The 16545-nt window shown below is 36.8% G+C and carries 12 protein-coding genes and 4 tRNA genes; 4 read left to right on the forward strand and 12 right to left on the reverse strand.

What is annotated here, in order from left to right; all coding sequences use genetic code 11:
- Window positions 1-226: 226 nt before the first annotated feature.
- The 8 genes from ACFOOI_RS02305 to ruvC all read right to left on the reverse strand — a co-directional run bounded on the left by ACFOOI_RS02305 (window position 227) and on the right by ruvC (window position 7689).
- Window positions 227-1030 carry a polysaccharide biosynthesis/export family protein gene (locus ACFOOI_RS02305; RefSeq protein ID WP_379834593.1) on the reverse strand — a complete coding sequence of 268 codons (804 nt, stop codon included), beginning with the start codon at window positions 1028-1030 and terminating at the stop codon, window positions 227-229.
- Between the two features lie 4 nt (window positions 1031-1034).
- Window positions 1035-1523: a UpxY family transcription antiterminator gene (locus tag ACFOOI_RS02310; RefSeq protein WP_379834596.1), complete on the reverse strand. Its 489-nt coding sequence runs from the start codon at window positions 1521-1523 to the stop codon at window positions 1035-1037.
- On the reverse strand, window positions 1520-3163 hold the full coding sequence (locus ACFOOI_RS02315) for a capsule assembly Wzi family protein (protein ID WP_379834598.1): 1644 nt from the start codon (window positions 3161-3163) through the stop codon (window positions 1520-1522). Before ACFOOI_RS02315 ends, ACFOOI_RS02310 begins: the two co-directional genes overlap by 4 nt.
- Before the next feature lie 3046 nt (window positions 3164-6209).
- Window positions 6210-6284 (reverse strand) — tRNA-Pro (locus ACFOOI_RS02320).
- A gap of 136 nt (window positions 6285-6420) precedes the next feature.
- Window positions 6421-6494: transfer RNA gene (locus ACFOOI_RS02325), tRNA-Arg, on the reverse strand.
- 63 nt (window positions 6495-6557) lie between these two features.
- Window positions 6558-6632, reverse strand: a tRNA-Pro gene (locus ACFOOI_RS02330).
- Between the two features lie 20 nt (window positions 6633-6652).
- Window positions 6653-6739, reverse strand: a tRNA-Ser gene (locus tag ACFOOI_RS02335).
- 377 nt (window positions 6740-7116) lie between these two features.
- The gene (gene ruvC / locus ACFOOI_RS02340; RefSeq protein ID WP_379834600.1) at window positions 7117-7689 is read right to left on the reverse strand and encodes a crossover junction endodeoxyribonuclease RuvC; all 573 of its coding nucleotides are present in this window, start codon (window positions 7687-7689) and stop codon (window positions 7117-7119) included.
- A gap of 11 nt (window positions 7690-7700) precedes the next feature.
- Between ruvC and ACFOOI_RS02345 the strand changes: the two genes are divergently transcribed.
- Genes ACFOOI_RS02345 through ACFOOI_RS02355 form a run of 3 tightly spaced genes read left to right on the forward strand, consistent with a single transcriptional unit; the run spans window position 7701 to window position 10411 of the window.
- Complete coding sequence (locus tag ACFOOI_RS02345) at window positions 7701-8669, forward strand: hypothetical protein (protein WP_379834603.1); 969 nt, start codon at window positions 7701-7703, stop codon at window positions 8667-8669.
- Complete coding sequence (locus ACFOOI_RS02350) at window positions 8660-9775, forward strand: glycosyltransferase (RefSeq protein WP_379834605.1); 1116 nt, start codon at window positions 8660-8662, stop codon at window positions 9773-9775. The genes ACFOOI_RS02345 and ACFOOI_RS02350 overlap by 10 nt, the downstream gene beginning before the upstream one ends.
- Window positions 9776-10411, forward strand: coding sequence for a polysaccharide deacetylase family protein (locus ACFOOI_RS02355; RefSeq protein WP_379834608.1), 636 nt, complete (start codon window positions 9776-9778; stop codon window positions 10409-10411). It begins immediately after the preceding gene.
- Here ACFOOI_RS02355 and ACFOOI_RS02360 read toward each other — a convergent pair.
- Genes ACFOOI_RS02360 through ACFOOI_RS02370 form a run of 3 tightly spaced genes read right to left on the reverse strand, consistent with a single transcriptional unit; the run spans window position 10394 to window position 12994 of the window.
- Window positions 10394-10912 carry a nicotinamide mononucleotide transporter gene (locus tag ACFOOI_RS02360; protein ID WP_379834611.1) on the reverse strand — a complete coding sequence of 173 codons (519 nt, stop codon included), beginning with the start codon at window positions 10910-10912 and terminating at the stop codon, window positions 10394-10396. The genes ACFOOI_RS02355 and ACFOOI_RS02360 overlap by 18 nt on opposite strands.
- Window positions 10913-10919: 7 nt before the next feature.
- Window positions 10920-12008, reverse strand: coding sequence for a DUF922 domain-containing protein (locus ACFOOI_RS02365; protein ID WP_379834613.1), 1089 nt, complete (start codon window positions 12006-12008; stop codon window positions 10920-10922).
- Window positions 12009-12013: 5 nt separating this feature from the next.
- Complete coding sequence (locus ACFOOI_RS02370) at window positions 12014-12994, reverse strand: zinc dependent phospholipase C family protein (protein ID WP_379834616.1); 981 nt, start codon at window positions 12992-12994, stop codon at window positions 12014-12016.
- A gap of 106 nt (window positions 12995-13100) precedes the next feature.
- Between ACFOOI_RS02370 and amaB the strand changes: the two genes are divergently transcribed.
- Window positions 13101-14618, forward strand: a complete 1518-nt coding sequence (amaB, locus tag ACFOOI_RS02375; RefSeq protein WP_379834618.1) for an L-piperidine-6-carboxylate dehydrogenase — start codon at window positions 13101-13103, stop codon at window positions 14616-14618.
- 713 nt (window positions 14619-15331) lie between these two features.
- Here the strand turns inward: amaB and ACFOOI_RS02380 are convergent.
- Window positions 15332-16456: an NAD(P)/FAD-dependent oxidoreductase gene (locus tag ACFOOI_RS02380; RefSeq protein ID WP_379834620.1), complete on the reverse strand. Its 1125-nt coding sequence runs from the start codon at window positions 16454-16456 to the stop codon at window positions 15332-15334.
- Window positions 16457-16545: the final 89 nt, after the last annotated feature.

A 16545-nucleotide genomic window follows, 5' to 3' on the forward strand; every position in this document is an offset into this window, starting at 1 on the left:
AATGCTAAATGTATTGTTAATGCTAGAATGTTTTAATGCTTAAATGCTAGAATGTTTGAATGTTTGAATGCTATATTGTTTGAATGCTATAATGTTTGAATGCTAGAATGTTTTAATGTTATAATATTTGAATGCTTTAATGTTTTATACACAATAACAAAATATATGAATTTTATTTATGTTTTTGGAATGTTTATTAGTGGGTTGTAATTTCACCAATAAACAATTATTTAAATACATTGAATACAACAGTCATTAATACCGTAAGGGCTGATAGTGCACTAAGGTATAATGGAGCTAGTTGTACCTTCTGGTCCGTATATGTTGCCCTAGCTTTTACGGGTTCTACGTAAATCATATCACCGTCTTTCAAATAGTAATAGGGTGATTCAAAGATTTCTTTACTTCTAAGGTTAATTTTGACCATTTCACGTTTTCCGTAAAAATCTCTGACTACCGTTACATTTTGTCTATTCCCGAAAGGGGTTAAGTCGCCTGCCAAGGCTAAGGCTTCTGGTAGGGTAGTTTTATCATCTAATAAATTATATACGGCAGGTCGGTTTACTTCTCCTAATACCGAAAATTTATGGTTCAAGAATCTCACATTAATAGAGGGGTCTCTTAAAAGTTTTGCTACTTGGTTTCTAAGGGTATCTGCAGCATCAGACAGTAATAGGCCTTCTACTTTTACTCTTCCAATCATCGGTAATTCTACTTTTCCCTCTGCATCTACAAGGAATCCTAAAGGTTGTCCACGCTGTCCTGAATTTTGACCGGGGAAACTAGTAGTAAATAAGGGGTTAATGTTGTTAAAATTCAAAATTTCATTACTTTCCTGACTTAAGCTTCCTACGGTTATAGCTAATATATCATTTTTTCGAATGATTGAACTTGGTGCTATGTTTTCTGGCAAGAGTTGAAGTTTGGTAGAGTCTGCACTATCAAAATAAGTAATTACGGGTGTATTTACACAGCTTATTTGCATAGATGCTAAAATTATGAAGCAAATGAAAATTAGAGGCTTTGTCATGGTTTTAATCAAGTTTTTCTAGTCTGTTGGTATCTTGGTCAATTGTAATTTTCAAATCTAACTCTTCTATGTAAAGTATCACGTTTTTTCCAGAAACATTTAACACTTTGCCTTCTTTTTCAATAAAAGCTCCGGAACGAATAACCATTCTGTCTTCTAATTGAATACTTTCAACTCTAAGTTTTTCGTGATCAAAATCGTTCAGCATGGCTTTAATACGCTCTATATCGGTTTCCCTTACATCTGCCATTTCGCCTTTAAAGTTAACGAATTTAACAACTCCAGGATCCTGCAATATGTCAAATTTAAACTTAGGGTCTGTTTTTACAAAAACATAAGATTTAAATAAAGGTTCTACTACATTTTTATAGCGGTCGCTCCATTTTTTTCTTCGAGTTATTTTTGGGCAGTAAGCCTCAAAATTTCGTTCTAAAAGTGTGGCTTCAACTTTTTTTTCGAAGCGTGATCGGGTGTAGACTACATACCATTTCATATGCCGTAAGAGAGGTTAATTATCCAAGATTTACTATTTGCTGAGTATCTATATCTTTGTTGGTTTTGGAAATCTACGCGTGCCCTTAAAAATAAATCATGGGTTATTTCAAAGTCTAGTTTTCCTGAAAATGTATTAAATATATTTTGTGTGCCATATAAAAATTTTGTACCTCGCTCTGATTGTTGTAAATAGCCATCGCCCACATCACCTTTTCTTACAATTGAAAAGTCGCCGCTAATTTTTAGACCGCGTATAATTCTGTACTGCATACTTGATATCCACTGGTCAGCGTTAGGGCCAATCCAGCTTCCTAATAAATAGCCACCTGATGCATAAGTTTGTGCAGGTATAAAGTGTACATAAGCTAATGGGCGAATACGAGTGTAATCAGTTAATAAAGTTAGGTTTCTAATAGGGAAATTATAAATGTTAAATCCTACTTGATAGCCAGTTTGATTTCGCATGAGGTCTTTGTTGAAAAACTTGGAGAAACTCATTTCATCTACAAAAAACTGAAAGAACAGTTGTGTCCTAGGAATAAGATTTCGGCTGTTTAATAATAGGAAAAATTGTGAATTAGAAACAGTATTGGTTTTACCTAACTCACCGTCGTAATGGCTTTGTGCTCTAAAAAAAGACAATGGTAATAAGTACCCTAACTTAAGTCGGTTATTATATATAATTGATTCGCCAAAAGCAAAATTTAATCCACGAGTTACTTTAATATTGAATGAGTGAGTAGATAAATATTTTGGAACAAAGTCTATTTGATTTGTATTTGTGCTTGTTGGTCTAACTTGGCTGGAATCTATGACGAATGAACTAAGCCACATGTTTGTCATGTTAAAACTTATATTCTCATTTATCTTCAAATCAAGTCTCATAAATGGATAATTTGGGGCTTTGTCAGACAGAACTAATTTTCCTCTATATCCATATCCCCACTGTACTTGATCTTGTCCGACTGTAAATTGCCCCCAATTCCAATTATAGGTTGTATTGGTTTTCACCTCCGAATATTGAATTGACTTTGCACTTTTAGTACCTAAAAATCCTGTTTCTGGAGAAAATGCCCTGGTTTTATCTATTGTTTGTCCATTTTCGTTGTTTTCTGTAAAAGAAAATCCAAAACCTACTCGCTTGTGCAAATATCCATACATCGCAAAACCAGTAGTTCTTTTAAAATTCGTGCTCCCCGCAGTGTTTTGAAATCTACCACCAAGAATTGGTTGGATATTTAATGCGTAGTTTTTCTTAATAGATGCAAAAGGTCTTAATCGGTCATCTATTTTCCATTTTAAAAATCGTAGTCCGTATTTTTCTTGTTTTGTAGTGTCAATGAAGTTTCTATCAAAATAAAAATCTTTAAGGTAAAATTGCAGTTCGTTCCATTCTAATGGGGTAAGTTTATCACGTTGAATATACAGCAATGTAAGCTTTTGATAAACTACATATCTAGACAGTGGAAGCACGACATCATCAAGTTCAATTAAGCCCCTTTGACTCATTCGCGTTAAATATTCATATGAGGTTTTGTATGTGGGCTCATAAGCAACTTGTGCAATCGAGTTATTATTACATAAACTCAATGATATTATAAATATCAAGAAAGTATATTTAGAGTTTATTAATTTCAATTTATGTTTAATTATAAGGCTTCGCCCTTTCAGTCACATTCGAATGTGGCTTCCTAAGTTTATGTATCATGACCTTTATTTCAAAAATGAACCAAAATCACTTCTCGAAATAATTATATTTAAAGAAAATAAAATTTTCTAAATATTACCAATACTAAAAGAGTGATTCTTAGAAAAATCAAAACTTTAAGCTTGAAAATTATATATAAAAAATATTTCCTTTTGAATAAGTTTGTATCTATACAATATTATATGTTTACAACTTAGACTTCTTTCAGTCACAAATGTAAGCTATGTGATTGACAGAATCTAAAAAATTTATTATTCGGTAAATTTTAATAACCGTAAAGTTAGAATATGAGTCTTAAGTTTTTAGTAATGAAATAGTTACAAGTAATATTTTTTTTTTGTTAAGTCAAATTTTGTAACTGTATTAATATATTATAGCCATAAATTTATATTTTTTTGGATTAAAATAAGAATATTAAATTCTTTTTTGTGCTTAAAGTATTGATTTTGAACAAGTTGTGTGTTTTTGTCAATTTCGTTTGAAAAGTACAATGTTTCAAATTCTATAAACTGGGTGCTAATTTTTTGGAATGAATGAAAGAAATAATGAATGAATGATTGAATGAATGATTGATTGAATGAATGATTGATTGAATGTTTGAATATTTGAATGTTTTGATGTTTGAAAGCTTTATAGCTTTAATGTTTGAATGCTTTGATGGGTGAATGATTGAATGCTTTAATGTAAGAATGTTTGGATGCTTTGATGTTTGGAGGTTTGATTGATCGCAAGTCAAATCGAGCGTAGTCGCCTTTTCAAATCAAGCGTAATCGCCTTTGTCAAATTTAAAGGCGTAGTCGAGATTCAAAGGCGTTTCAAGTACCGCGGCTCTCGACTACCGCTCAAGCGGATACTTAATTCCTTTCCCCCCAACTTTTTTGCTTGATCCAAAATAGCCATCAAATTTATCCATGACTTTTTTTGTCGGGGTGGCAAGATTCGAACCGGGAGGCGTCCCTGTTGCGGCCTTCTGCTACCAATGTGAATAATGGTCTATAATTTTCTATAAAAAAAAAGTCGCCTTTTTCAAGGCAACTTTTTAAAGTTTAGTCGGGGTGGCAATATTCGAACCGGCATGCGTTCCTGTTGTGGCCTTCTGCTACCAATGTTTAGAATGAAATCAATTTTTTGAACATAAAAAAAGCCACCAAATTTATTGATGACTTTCTGTCGGGGTGGCAATATTCGAACCGGCAGGCGTCCCTGTTGTGACCTTCTGCTATTCAAATATGCCTCAAAATGAAAAATAGCAGACAAGCTGCTTTTTTGTCGGGGTGGCAAGATTCGAACCGGGAGGCGTCCCTGTTGCGGCCTTCTGCTACCAATGTGAATAATGATCTATAATTTGCTATAAAAAAAAAGTCGCCTTTTCCAAGGCAACTTTTTAAAGTTTAGTCGGGGTGGCAATATTCGAACCGGCATGCGTTCCTGTTGTGGCCTTCTGCTACCAATGTTTAGAATGAAATCAATTTTTTGAACATAAAAAAAGCCACCAAATTTATTGATGACTTTCTGTCGGGGTGGCAATATTCGAACCGGCAGGCGTCCCTTTTGCGGCTTTCTGCTACCAATGTGTATAATGCTCTATAATTTGGTATAAAAAAAAAGTTACCTTTTTCAAGGCAACTTTTTAAAGTTTAGTCAGGGTGGCAATATTCGAACCGGCAGGCGTCCCTGTTGCGGCTTTCTGCTACCAAAGTTTATAATGAAATCAATTTTTTGAACATAAAAAAAGCCACCAAATTTATTGATGACTTTCAGTCGGGGTGGCAAGATTCGAACCGGCAGGCGTCCCTTTTGCGGCTTTCTGCTACCAATGTGTATAATGCTCTATAATTTGGTATAAAAAAAAAGTTACCTTTTTCAAGGCAACTTTTTAAAGTTTAGTCAGGGTGGCAATATTCGAACCGGCAGGCGTTCCTTTTGCGGCTTTCTGCTACCAATGTGTATAATGCTCTATAATTTGGAATAAAAAAAAGTTACCTTTTTCAAGGCAACTTTTTAAAGTTTAGTCGGGGTGGCAATATTCGAACCGGAAGGCGTTCCTGTTGCGGCCTTCTGCTACCAATGTTTATAATGAAATCAATTTTTTGAACATAAAAAAAGCCACCAAATTTATTGATGACTTTCTGTCGGGGTGGCAATATTCGAACCGGCAGGCGTCCCTGTTGCGGCTTTCTGCTACCAATGTGTATAATGCTCTATAATTTGGCATAAAAAAAAAGTTACCTTTTTCAAGGCAACTTTTTAAAGTTTAGTCAGGGTGGCAATATTCGAACCGGCAGGCGTCCCTGTTGCGGCTTTCTGCTACCAAAGTTTATAATGAAATCAATTTTTTGAACATAAAAAAAGCCACCAAATTTATTGATGACTTTCAGTCGGGGTGGCAAGATTCGAACCGGCAGGCGTCCCTGTTGTGGCCTTCTGCTACCAAAGTTTATAATGAAATCAATTTTTTGAACATAAAAAAAGCCACCAAATTTATTGATGACTTTCTGTCGGTGTGGCAAGATTCGAACCGGCAGGCGTTCCTGTTGTGGCCTTCTGCAACCAATGTGTATAATGCTCTAAAATTTGGCATAAAAAAAAAGTCGCCTTTTTCAAGGCAACTTTTTAAAGTTCAGTCGGGGTGGCAATATTCGAACCGGCAGGCGTTCCTGTTGCGTCCTTCTGCTACCAATGTGTATAATGCTCTAAAATTTGGTATAAAAAAAAAGTCGCCTTTTTCAAGAGAAATTTTTAAAGTTTAGTCGGGGTAGCAAAATTCGAACCGGCAGCCGTTCCTGTTGCGGCCTTCAGCTACCAATGTGTAAAATGCTCTAAAATTTGGTATAAAAAAAAGTCGCCTTTTTCAAGGAAACTTTTTAAAATTTTGTCGGGGTGGCAAGATTCGAACCGGCAGGCGTTCCTGTTGCGGCCTTCTGCTACTCAAATATACCTTAAAATGAAAAAAAAGCAGACAAGCTGCTTCTTATGTCGGGGTGGCAAGATTCGAACTTGCGACCTTCTGCTCCCAAAGCAGACGCGATGACCGGGCTACGCTACACCCCGTGGTGTATTTTTTTGAGTGTTGTTTGTAAAAAAAAGCTCAGCTTTTCGCTGAGCTCTATTCTTGTGATCGCGATAGGATTCGAATCGGGATGCCGCACCACTATGCACCGCTGATTTTAAATCTTTCTATCTCTTGTGATCGCGATAGGATTCGAACCTATGACCCACAGATTAGAAATCTGTTGCTCTATCCAGCTGAGCTACGCAACCATTCGAAGTATTTTGATCGCTCAAATTCTTCTAATTTAAAAAAGCAGCTAGGCTGCTCTTTAGTCGGGGTGGCAAGATTCGAACTTGCGACCTTCTGCTCCCAAAGCAGACGCGATGACCGGGCTACGCTACACCCCGAGGTGCCTATCAGAATTCAGCGGAGAGAGCGGGATTCGAACCCGCGGTACCGTTACCAGTACGTCAGTTTAGCAAACTGGTGGTTTCAGCCACTCACCCATCTCTCCGTCTCTCCGAAAAGGTTTGCAAATATAGGCCTATCTTTTGAAATAGCAATAGCTTGACTTAAAATAATCTGGAAATAAATGAATGTTTTTTTTCTTTGGAATAATAAAATCTTGAATCTTAGGGTGTTAATCCATTATTGAGTTTAAGAAAAGTTTTCCACAATTTGACTGTTGCTGGTGTTTCTCTAATATTCCTAAAAAGTCTGCTTATTTTAGATGCCGAGTTTTATGAAAAAAAAGAACTTTAACTCTCTTGTGTTAAAGTTATATTGTGAATTTAAAAATAATTCGACCCAAGGTAAACGGTTTGAATTATTAATTTCTTCATGTTAAAAACGAAATGATTGCCTATATCTTGGACAAATATAAATTTTTACTTATTTCTTAAGTCTATCCGGGTTTTCTGATAAAAACGCATCCCAGCCTTTTTTACTCGATCCGCTCCCGGTGAGGGCTTTTGTTCTGGCGTGCATGTGGTGACACACACAAACAGCTAAGGCGTCGGTAGCATCTAAGAACTTTCTCTCAAGTTTTTGTCCAAACATTTGCTCAAGCATGTATGCTACTTGCTCTTTTGAGGCATTTCCGCTGCCGGTTACACTTTGTTTTACTTTTTTTGGTAAATATTCCACCGTGTTTATGTCTCTCGACAGTGCGGCGGCCATGGCAACTCCCTGAGCTCGGCCGAGTTTTAGCATAGATTGCACGTTTTCTCCATAAAAAGGGGCTTCGATGGCCATCTCATCGGGTAAATATTCGCTTATTATTTGGGTGAGTCGTTCGAATATCTTTTTAAGTTTCATTTCGTGCGAAGGTAGTTTTTCCAGGCGAAGCACGCCGTATTGTATGATTTTTAAGGCAGAGCCAGTCACAGAAATCACCGCGTAGCCCATGACTCTTGTGCCTGGGTCTACACCTAAAATGATTTTTTCCTTTAAATTTGTATCCAAAACAAAAACGATTGGTAGTAATAAAAAATAAATTAGTTGCTTTTTTTCAACATCCTAGCCTAAAAAGCTGGGTAAATATACTCTTTTTAATAGCTGCCACGGGCTTTTTGGTTCGACATTTTTATTTGTCACCGCTTCGTCTTTCAGATTTTGAGAGCTTTTTGCCGCTTAGTATCTCTCAGGTTTTCTATGTATTTCTTGTGTTGGTTTTATTGGTAGGCAACTATGTCTTGGAGTCGCTGAAGTGGTGGTGGCTGAGTAATGAAATACAAATTCGGAGTTTTGGTACTGCTTTTTACGATGTCATTCAAGGTGTGGTGATCGGGTTTTTTACACCTTTTATGTTGGGCGATTTTGTTGGGAGAAGCATGAGCTTTTCTACCAAATATAAGCCGAAAGTTATTTTTGTGAATTTATATAACGGATTAGCCCAAATAGTGGTAGCTATTTTCTTTGGTACTATTAGTTTGGGTTTTTGGTATTTTCAAATTGAGATTCCTTATCAAAAAGTAGTAGGAGGGGGCTTTTTGCTTTCTTTAATTTTGTTTGTGCTCGGGTTGCTGGTTTTGTTTTTCTTCGAGAACATACTTTTTAGATTTACCTACCTCCGAAATATGGAGTTGGTCTCTTTGCCTTTCTTACTAAAATTAAAGGTTTTGGTTTGGACAGTTGTTAAGAATATTTTGTACAATTTGCAATATATATTGGTATTCAAAATCGTGGATCAGCAGGTTTCTGTGCTCACCATAGTTATAGGTACAAATTTGCTTTTGCTAATCAAAACTTTTGGCGGCAATTTGAATTTTCTTAGCGATTTAAGTCTAAAACAACTGGTAAGTATTTATTTCTTTAAAAAATACGGTGTTGCTGAGGCGGCTATTGTTACGGCTACTTTTTTTATATGGTTTATAAATATATGTATACCCGTGGTTTTGGGTCTTTTTTTGGTACTATTAAAAAATAGGAAAACATGGTTTTGATATTTGAGGTTTTATTGGGCATATATTCGCTTTTGGTTCTTCTCTTTTTTTTGAAATGGGTCAGAATTGATTTAAATAAATCAAATGCAGCTAATAGTAATTTATTTATTACGGCTATTATTCCGGTAAGAAACGAAGGTGAAAATATTGAAAAGTTGTTATGGAGTTTTGAAAATCAGACTTTAGACAAGGCCAAGTTTGAAGTAATTGTGGTCAATGACCATTCTACTGATCATACAGAAGCTTTGGTTTTAGCATTCGCTCAAAAATCAAAGTTAAATTTAAAACTTATTCATTTAGAAAATGTGGATGGGTCGCCCAAAAAGCGGGCATTGACGCAAGCCATAGCGGAGTCAAAAGGTAACATAATTTTCACTACAGATGGCGATTGTAAGCTTTCAGAAGGTTTGTTGCTGAAATATGTACAGATTTTTGGGGATTCTAAAGTGAAATTCATTTCTGGTCCGGTTACTTTTTTTAGAGAAAAGGTAGGCTTTTGGGCTTTACTTTGGGAGCGAGTTCAGACGGTGGAGTTTGCCTCTTTGTTGGGCTCGGCGGCGGCTTCGCTGGCTTTGGGAAGTCCCAATATGTGCAGTGGAGCTAATTTGGCCTATAGAAAAAAGACTTTTTATGAACTAAACGGATATGAAGGCAACTTAAATATTGCTTCTGGAGACGATGAGTTTTTGATGCATAAGTTTTCGGCTGCTTACCCAACATCGCTGGTTTATGCCAAAGACGCTGCGTGTATAGTGCAAACAAGGGCCTGTGAGACACCAAAGGTATTTTATAAACAACGGAAACGCTGGGCGAGTAAATGGAATCAGTATAACAGCATCCTGCCTACGCTTTTGGCTGTTTTTATATTTTTGAGCAATGTAGGTATGTTAGTTTTGCTCTATGAAAATGCATATCTGTTTGTCGCTGTTCGTGTAGGTATCGAAATCTTATTTTTGGGTTCTGTATTACGTTTTTTAAGGCGAAAAGATGCTATAGTATTCATTCCTTTAGTACAAATTATTTATCCGTTTTATGTGATGTTTTTTGGTTTGGTTTCTATTTTTGCTCCAAAAGCATACGACTGGAAAGGTAGAAAATTGAAATAAATGGACAAGACAATAAAACTCTTTAATTGCTTATATCCAAAGTTTATTTGGGAAATGCCACCTGTCGAAAAGGTGATATATCTGACGTTTGATGATGGACCCATTCCCGAAGTCACACCTTTCGTTTTAGAGATTTTGGAAAAGTATAATGCTGAGGCTACTTTTTTTTGTGTAGGGCAAAATATAGAAAAGCATCCGGATGTTTTTAAACAAGTAATAGAAAAAGGGCACGCGGTTGGCAATCACACACATAGCCACATAAAAGGATGGCGGAGCCCGGTTGAAACGTACATTTCGGATTTTAAAAATTGTGACGAGCAGCTAGGTTTGCTAACTGATTTGAAAAGTAAGAAACTTTTCAGGCCGCCATATGGTAGAATTACCAGAAAGCAGGCAAAGGTTGTACGCAATACCCACGAAATAATAATGTGGTCGGTGCTTACCAAAGACTACGACATAAGGCTATCGCCTGAGCAGTGTTTAGAAAGGGCTATTAAGGCTACTGAGTCAGGTGCTATTGTTCTTTTTCATGACAGCCTGAAGGCTCAAAAAAACATGAGGTATGCTCTGCCCCAATACTTGGCTCATTTTTCAGCTTTGGGCTTTAAGTTTAAAGCCTTACATTTTGACACGTAGGCTTCTTTTGATATAAAATTGTTTCTTTATAATGGCAAATAGAGCTACAAAAATAGAGCAAACCTGCATACTGGCGAAAAAGGTTTGTTTTTGTTCGAAGGTAAAATAAGCCATAAAAACATGGCCAATCAGCATTAAAGTCCAACCGAGGTTCCAGTTTTTGTTTGCCAAAAAATATATGGCCAATATAAATAAGGTAGAGATTAAGAATTCTATCCAGGTGCTATTTTTTAAAATTACAAAAAGCAAGGCCATTAGCCCTATCATTAATATATACAGTGCTTTTTTGTTTGCGTTCGTGCCTGAATGATTCAGTAAACCAAAAATTAGGATGCAAAAGAAACCGAGTTCTAAGCCAAGGAGCAAATAAAGCTTGAGTTGTATAAAGTAGAAGATGGCAAAAATAGAAGCTAAAATTCCGATCTGCCAACCTGCCTTTTTCTCTAAACTAAGAAAAACCTTGTTGGTGAAATAAAGTAAGGCTACTGCGATTTGAAGCATAGATATATCAGTTCAATATTTGGTTTAAATTTACAACTTTTAGCGATTCATTTATCTTTTGTTCCCACCTTAATTGTTCATTTTTTATTAAGCTGTGGTTGGTCTCTCTGTCGTACTGCTCCTGCAAGTCGTGGGTCTTTCTGTAAAACTCCAAATATTCAAACTGTATCCTACTTATGAGGTCGTCGGCGGTGGGTTCTTTCAGTGATTTTATTTTCTTTAAAAATTCTATGGTCATCAAATAGCAAATGTCAAAGTGCGTTTGCTCGTGTTTGAGTGCGTAGGTATTTTTGATTTCTGGCTTTGCCCAAGAGACATTTTTGTCGGTAAAAACGTAGGGACTAATTTCTGCTCGGATAACTTGATTTTCGGTATAAATGCGAGATTGGAAACCGAAGCTCGTGTAAATGGCCGCCCCGTATCCACTGTGGCCTCTGTAGTTACCCCTGAAGTCGTCCCAAGTTACTTTTCTTTGTTGGTAAAAAACGGTATCGGGAGAAGCATGCACTAAGAATGGTTTAATGACTACCCGAGAATCAAGGGCAAATGCTTCGAGTTTCGATTTGTTTTTTTGAATGTAACTTTCTATGAAATTTAGTCCGCCGTCTAATGCCTGTTGCATTTGATTTTGAATTTTCGAATAGTTGGCATGGTCCAAGGTTCGGGTATATTGGGCCGAATTTCGGTTGGTGCATAGTTTCTTTAAACCATTTGATTCGTTTGTGTATGCGGTGAGGTTATACTGAATTTTGCCGCTTACCGTTTGGTTACTAGTCAAAGTTTCGGTGATTGATAATGCAGTAATTTCAATACTTATGTCTTTAGAAATATTGCTATTTTTGGTGTATTTACCAAAATAGGTTAGTAACTGTTTTTCTATACCAAGCTCAAAATAAACTGGAAATTTGATTTTGTTATTTTGATATATTTCTCCTATGGATGCGGTCTTTTCGGGTCTTGCATCCAATATTTTAGAGACTTTGAATTGACTCACTTTAAGATTTGGTGTAACCTGGGTAAAATTAAAGCGGACTTGAGCCATGGACGTTCCCCAAACAACAAGCAATAAAAAACTAAAAACGGTTTTTAACTTCATAGGTTTTACATATCGGATTCTTTCCGAACATTGAGTAAACGCTGAAGCCAGCTTTTCATTATTTCTTTCTCTTCATTTTCTTCATCTTCGCTGGGTTTATATTTCGGATATTCCTTCAGGTCGGGCTGCCCGGCATCTACCCAAGCAGTAAACCAAACGTCCGCTACCATTTTTACAGATGCTTTCATCTGCCGTTCTACCTGATTGTTAAGCATTTTATGATATTCTTTCGAAAAATCAAGGGCATAATTTTTAACTGTAATATTATTTCTCTCGGTTACCGTAAATTTTCGATCCTCGCCCATTTTTTGGGTAAGTTTTTTTTCAAAACTTAAAACAGAATCCAAAGCCGTGTGTGCCGTAAGAACTGCTTTCCAAGAGCGTTTCTGAATATCGTTTTCGTAATCGGCTTGGCCAACAAATAAGTCGAAGTCGCCACTAAAAAGCTCAGGTAAGCGAGACTCCCAAAAACCGTGGATACCCAGTTGATTGGTCATTTGGCCGTTGTAGTTTTCGGTTGTATGCAGCGGCACATTAGAGTCCGCAATGTAATGACCGAGGTCTGATGAAATTCGTAGAATTTGTTTCAGGTCTTTTTTTACAAACGCATTGGTAAGTTGAAATTTCATTCGCTGCACTTGCCAAGGCACAATGCCGTATGCCATCAGGGTATCTTCTGTGTATTTTTCAACGGCCTGATTCCAGTTTAATTTTGGAAAATCTAACTTGACAGAGTCGGGATAAACGTCTAAATCTATGTAGTGTCTCGGGGCTTCGCCCTCTACGGCATACCTACGCTGGTCGGGGTTTACTGCATTGTCAGTTATATATTCTATGTTGTTTTTGTAAAAGCCGATCATCTCTGGCGGTAAGCTAAAAACTGCTAGCCTATTGATAAGTCTGTGGCCATAAAAGCCCCAAAAGTTTGATTTTTTGAAAGAAAAAAAAGCCAAAATCAAAGCAATGCAGATAGATTTTTTGAGCATGAAGAGGGGATTTGTAAGTTTATTTATGTCTTATATTTTATGGTAAACAAATGTAAAAAATTGGATTTAATTTTCATAGATTTGTAATATAACATTCATCAATACAATGAAAGATTTCTTAATAAAACTAGGGATTACGCCCCAAAACAGTGGAGTTTCAACTGGTTTAAACTTTTGGGATGGCCATGGAGTAGCTTTGACTTCCTACAGTCCGGTGGATCAAACTGAGATTGCTAAAACGCAATTGGCAACTGCAGCGGACTTTGAAAAAGTAGTAGAAACTGCTCAAATAGCCTATCAAACTTGGAAAACCATGCCCGCTCCACAACGTGGCGAAATAGTCCGTCAAATGGGAGATGCCTTTAGAGCAAATAAAGATGCTTTGGGCAAGTTGGTAAGCTATGAAATGGGAAAAAGCCTGCAAGAAGGGTTGGGCGAAGTACAAGAAATAATAGATATATGTGATTTTGCGGTGGGCTTGTCAAGGCAACTTTATGGTCTCACGATGCACTCAGAGCGACGGAACCACAGGATGTATGAACAATGGCACCCGTTGGGAGTTGTCGGCGTTATTTCGGCCTTCAATTTCCCTGTTGCGGTGTGGTCATGGAATGCCATGCTGGCGTGGGTGTGTGGCAATGTGTGTATCTGGAAGCCTTCAGAAAAAACACCTATGACGGCAATCGCTTGTCAAAAAATAATAGGAGGCGTCTTAAAAAATAATAATTTACCCGAAGGGCTTTCTGGGATAATAGTAGGAGATAGAGAAATAGGGGAGGCCATGGCCAAAGACCCAAGAATAGCTTTGGTATCTGCCACCGGAAGTACCCGAATGGGAAAATTAGTCGCACAAAATGTAGCGGCACGACTTGGTAAAAGCCTAATGGAGTTAGGAGGAAATAACGCCATAATAGTTACCGAACATGCCGATTTAAAGTTGGCTATTCCTGCAATCGTATTTGGTGCTGTGGGCACTGCTGGACAGCGATGTACCACTACCCGAAGGTTGATTGTGCATGCATCAAAAGTTGAATCTTTGACAGAAAGTTTGGTGAAAGCGTTTGCCCAAATTCGTATCGGGGATCCTTTGGATTCAAATAATCACATGGGGCCTTTGATTGACGCGGATGCTGTTTCTCAGTATCAGAAGTCGATTGCTCAGGCTATTACGGAAGGAGGAGAAGTACTTTACGGTGGGCAGCCGATTCCCGAATTGGGTACTTGCTACGTGCAGCCAACCCTAGTAAAAATGAAGAGGCAGTCGGCGGTAGTCTGTCACGAGACGTTTGCTCCGATTCTCTATATTATGTCATATGAGACTTTGGATGAGGCCATTGCCCTTCAAAATGCGGTTCCTCAGGGCTTGTCATCATCTATTTTTACACTGAACATGCAAGAGTCTGAGCATTTCTTATCTGTAGCAGGTTCAGACTGTGGCATCGCCAATGTTAATATCGGAACTTCTGGGGCTGAAATAGGCGGAGCATTTGGAGGAGAAAAAGAAACGGGTGGCGGCAGAGAAAGTGGTTCAGATGCCTGGAAAGCCTATATGCGTAGACAAACGAACACCATAAATTATGGTAAGACGCTTCCGTTGGCTCAAGGGATTAAATTTGATTTTTAAGGGAGTATAACGTATAACGATTTTTCAAATCGTTTTTTTTGAGTGAGTTTAAGTTTTATTGCTTTTGACAGCGATTTGCAAAATCGCTTTACGTTTGGTTGATTACGTATAACGATTTTTCAAATCGTTTTTTTTGAGTGTGTTTTTGTTTTACTGCTTTTTACAGCGATTTGCAAAATCGCTTTACGTTTGGTTGACTGCGTATCACGTTTTTTCAAATCGTTTTTTTTGAGTGTGTTTATGTTATACTGTTTTTGACAGCGATTTGCAAAATCGCTTTACGTTTGGTTGTCTAGGTATAACGATTTTTCAAATCGTTTTTTTTGAATGTGTTTTTGTTTTGCTTTTTACAGCGATTTTAAAAATCGCTTTACGTTTGGTTGTCTGCGTATAACGATTTATCAAATCGTTTTTTTTGAGTATGTTTTTGTTTTATTGCTTTTTACAGCGATTTGCAAAATCGCTTTACGTTTGGTTGTCAACGTATAACGATTTTTCAAATCGTTGTTTTTGTTTGTTTCTGTTATACTGTTTTTGACAGCGATTTGCAAAATCGCTTTACGTTTGGTTGACTGCGTATCACGATTTTTTAAATCTTTTTTTGAGTGTGTTTTTTTTACTGTTTTTGACAGCGATTTACAAAATCGCTTTACGTTTATTGCAGCGATTTACAAAATCGCTTTACGTTTATTGTTGCGATTCGAAAAATTGCTTTACGTTTTTAGGTACTTTTCAGCTAATTCGTTTGCTAAGATTGGGGCTAATGCTACGCCCATTCCGTTCATCGCTACATTTAGGGCTATTCTAGGGCTATACATTTTTGAAATCGGAATGTGGTCTTCCGTAAATGCCATTATTCCGGTCCATCGGTGTTCAATTTTGAAGGCTTTTTCTGGTAGAATATTATTCGTTAGTATTTTTTCAAGGTGCTGCTGTATAGTTTGATTTAGCTCGAAGTCAAATGAAGTTTCAGTTTCAAAGTCCATATTTCTTGCTCCTCCTATTAAAATCCTGTCATTTACATTTCTGAAATATACGAAGCCTTTATCCATATGGAAGATTCTATTCCAATTAAAGCCATTTATTGGTTCGGTTATGAGTACCTGTCCTCGGCCAGGTTTTATACGTAGTTCGGGTAATAGTTTTTGGGTAAATGCATTGGTACATATATTCAGATAACCTGCAGATAATTCTCCTAATGTATTTGTTTTTACGAGCACTTCATTTGTGTATTCTTCAAAAGACTCTACTTCACAATTTTTGAATATATTTACGCCATTAAAAACTAGAAAATTATAAAGTTCATGAAGGAGCTTTGCTGGATGAATGGCTCCTTCGGTAGTGTTACTAATGGCATATTCTAGCCCTTTAAAACCACAAGTAGTAGATAGGTTCTTATCAATAAAAAAGTTTTCAGACTTACCTGTAATTAGAGCTAAATGCTTGTTTAATTCATTTATTTGGGCATTATAGGTTTCAAATTCGGCTTTTGATCCAAATAATTCTGAAGCTCCAGAAGGCAAGTAGTCTATTTTGTTTCCAAAATGTTTTTTAATAAGTTCTATTCCTTTAAATCTTTTTTCTGTCCAATAAAATGTTTGGTCAAGGCCGATGTTTGCAATATTTTCCACGAGTTCTGATGGACTACCAAAGCACGCGAAGCCCGCATTTTTGGTACTTGCTCCTTGCGATAAATTACCTCGCTCCACTATCGCAATTTTGAGATTGGGAGATTTGGTTTTTAGAAAATAGGCCAACCACAATCCATTAAATCCTGCTCCGATTATCAGGTGGTCATATTTTTGATGATACAAGTCTTTTTCCCAGTAACTTAACATCCGTTTTTTTTATTCAAAAATACAAAAGCATTTTCAGTTTTTATCATTCCGAAAAATACATTTACATTAAAAAAGGAAGCCCAAATGAG

The organism is Lacihabitans lacunae (genome assembly GCF_042649125.1).
GTDB classification, from domain to species: Bacteria; Bacteroidota; Bacteroidia; order Cytophagales; family Spirosomataceae; genus Leadbetterella; species Leadbetterella lacunae.

Bases quoted from the DNA above. Each gene is read 5' to 3' on its own strand.
- ACFOOI_RS02305 (WP_379834593.1), bottom strand. From the start codon at position 1,030: ATGACAAAGCCTCTAATTTTCATTTGCTTCATAATTTTAGCATCTATG.
- ACFOOI_RS02310 (WP_379834596.1), bottom strand. From the start codon at position 1,523: ATGAAATGGTATGTAGTCTACACCCGATCACGCTTCGAAAAAAAAGTT.
- ACFOOI_RS02350 (WP_379834605.1), top strand. From the start codon at position 8,660: ATGGTTTTGATATTTGAGGTTTTATTGGGCATATATTCGCTTTTGGTT.
- ACFOOI_RS02355 (WP_379834608.1), top strand. From the start codon at position 9,776: ATGGACAAGACAATAAAACTCTTTAATTGCTTATATCCAAAGTTTATT.
- ACFOOI_RS02360 (WP_379834611.1), bottom strand. From the start codon at position 10,912: ATGCTTCAAATCGCAGTAGCCTTACTTTATTTCACCAACAAGGTTTTT.
- ACFOOI_RS02365 (WP_379834613.1), bottom strand. From the start codon at position 12,008: ATGAAGTTAAAAACCGTTTTTAGTTTTTTATTGCTTGTTGTTTGGGGA.
- ACFOOI_RS02370 (WP_379834616.1), bottom strand. From the start codon at position 12,994: ATGCTCAAAAAATCTATCTGCATTGCTTTGATTTTGGCTTTTTTTTCT.
- amaB (WP_379834618.1), top strand. From the start codon at position 13,101: ATGAAAGATTTCTTAATAAAACTAGGGATTACGCCCCAAAACAGTGGA.
- ACFOOI_RS02380 (WP_379834620.1), bottom strand. From the start codon at position 16,456: ATGTTAAGTTACTGGGAAAAAGACTTGTATCATCAAAAATATGACCAC.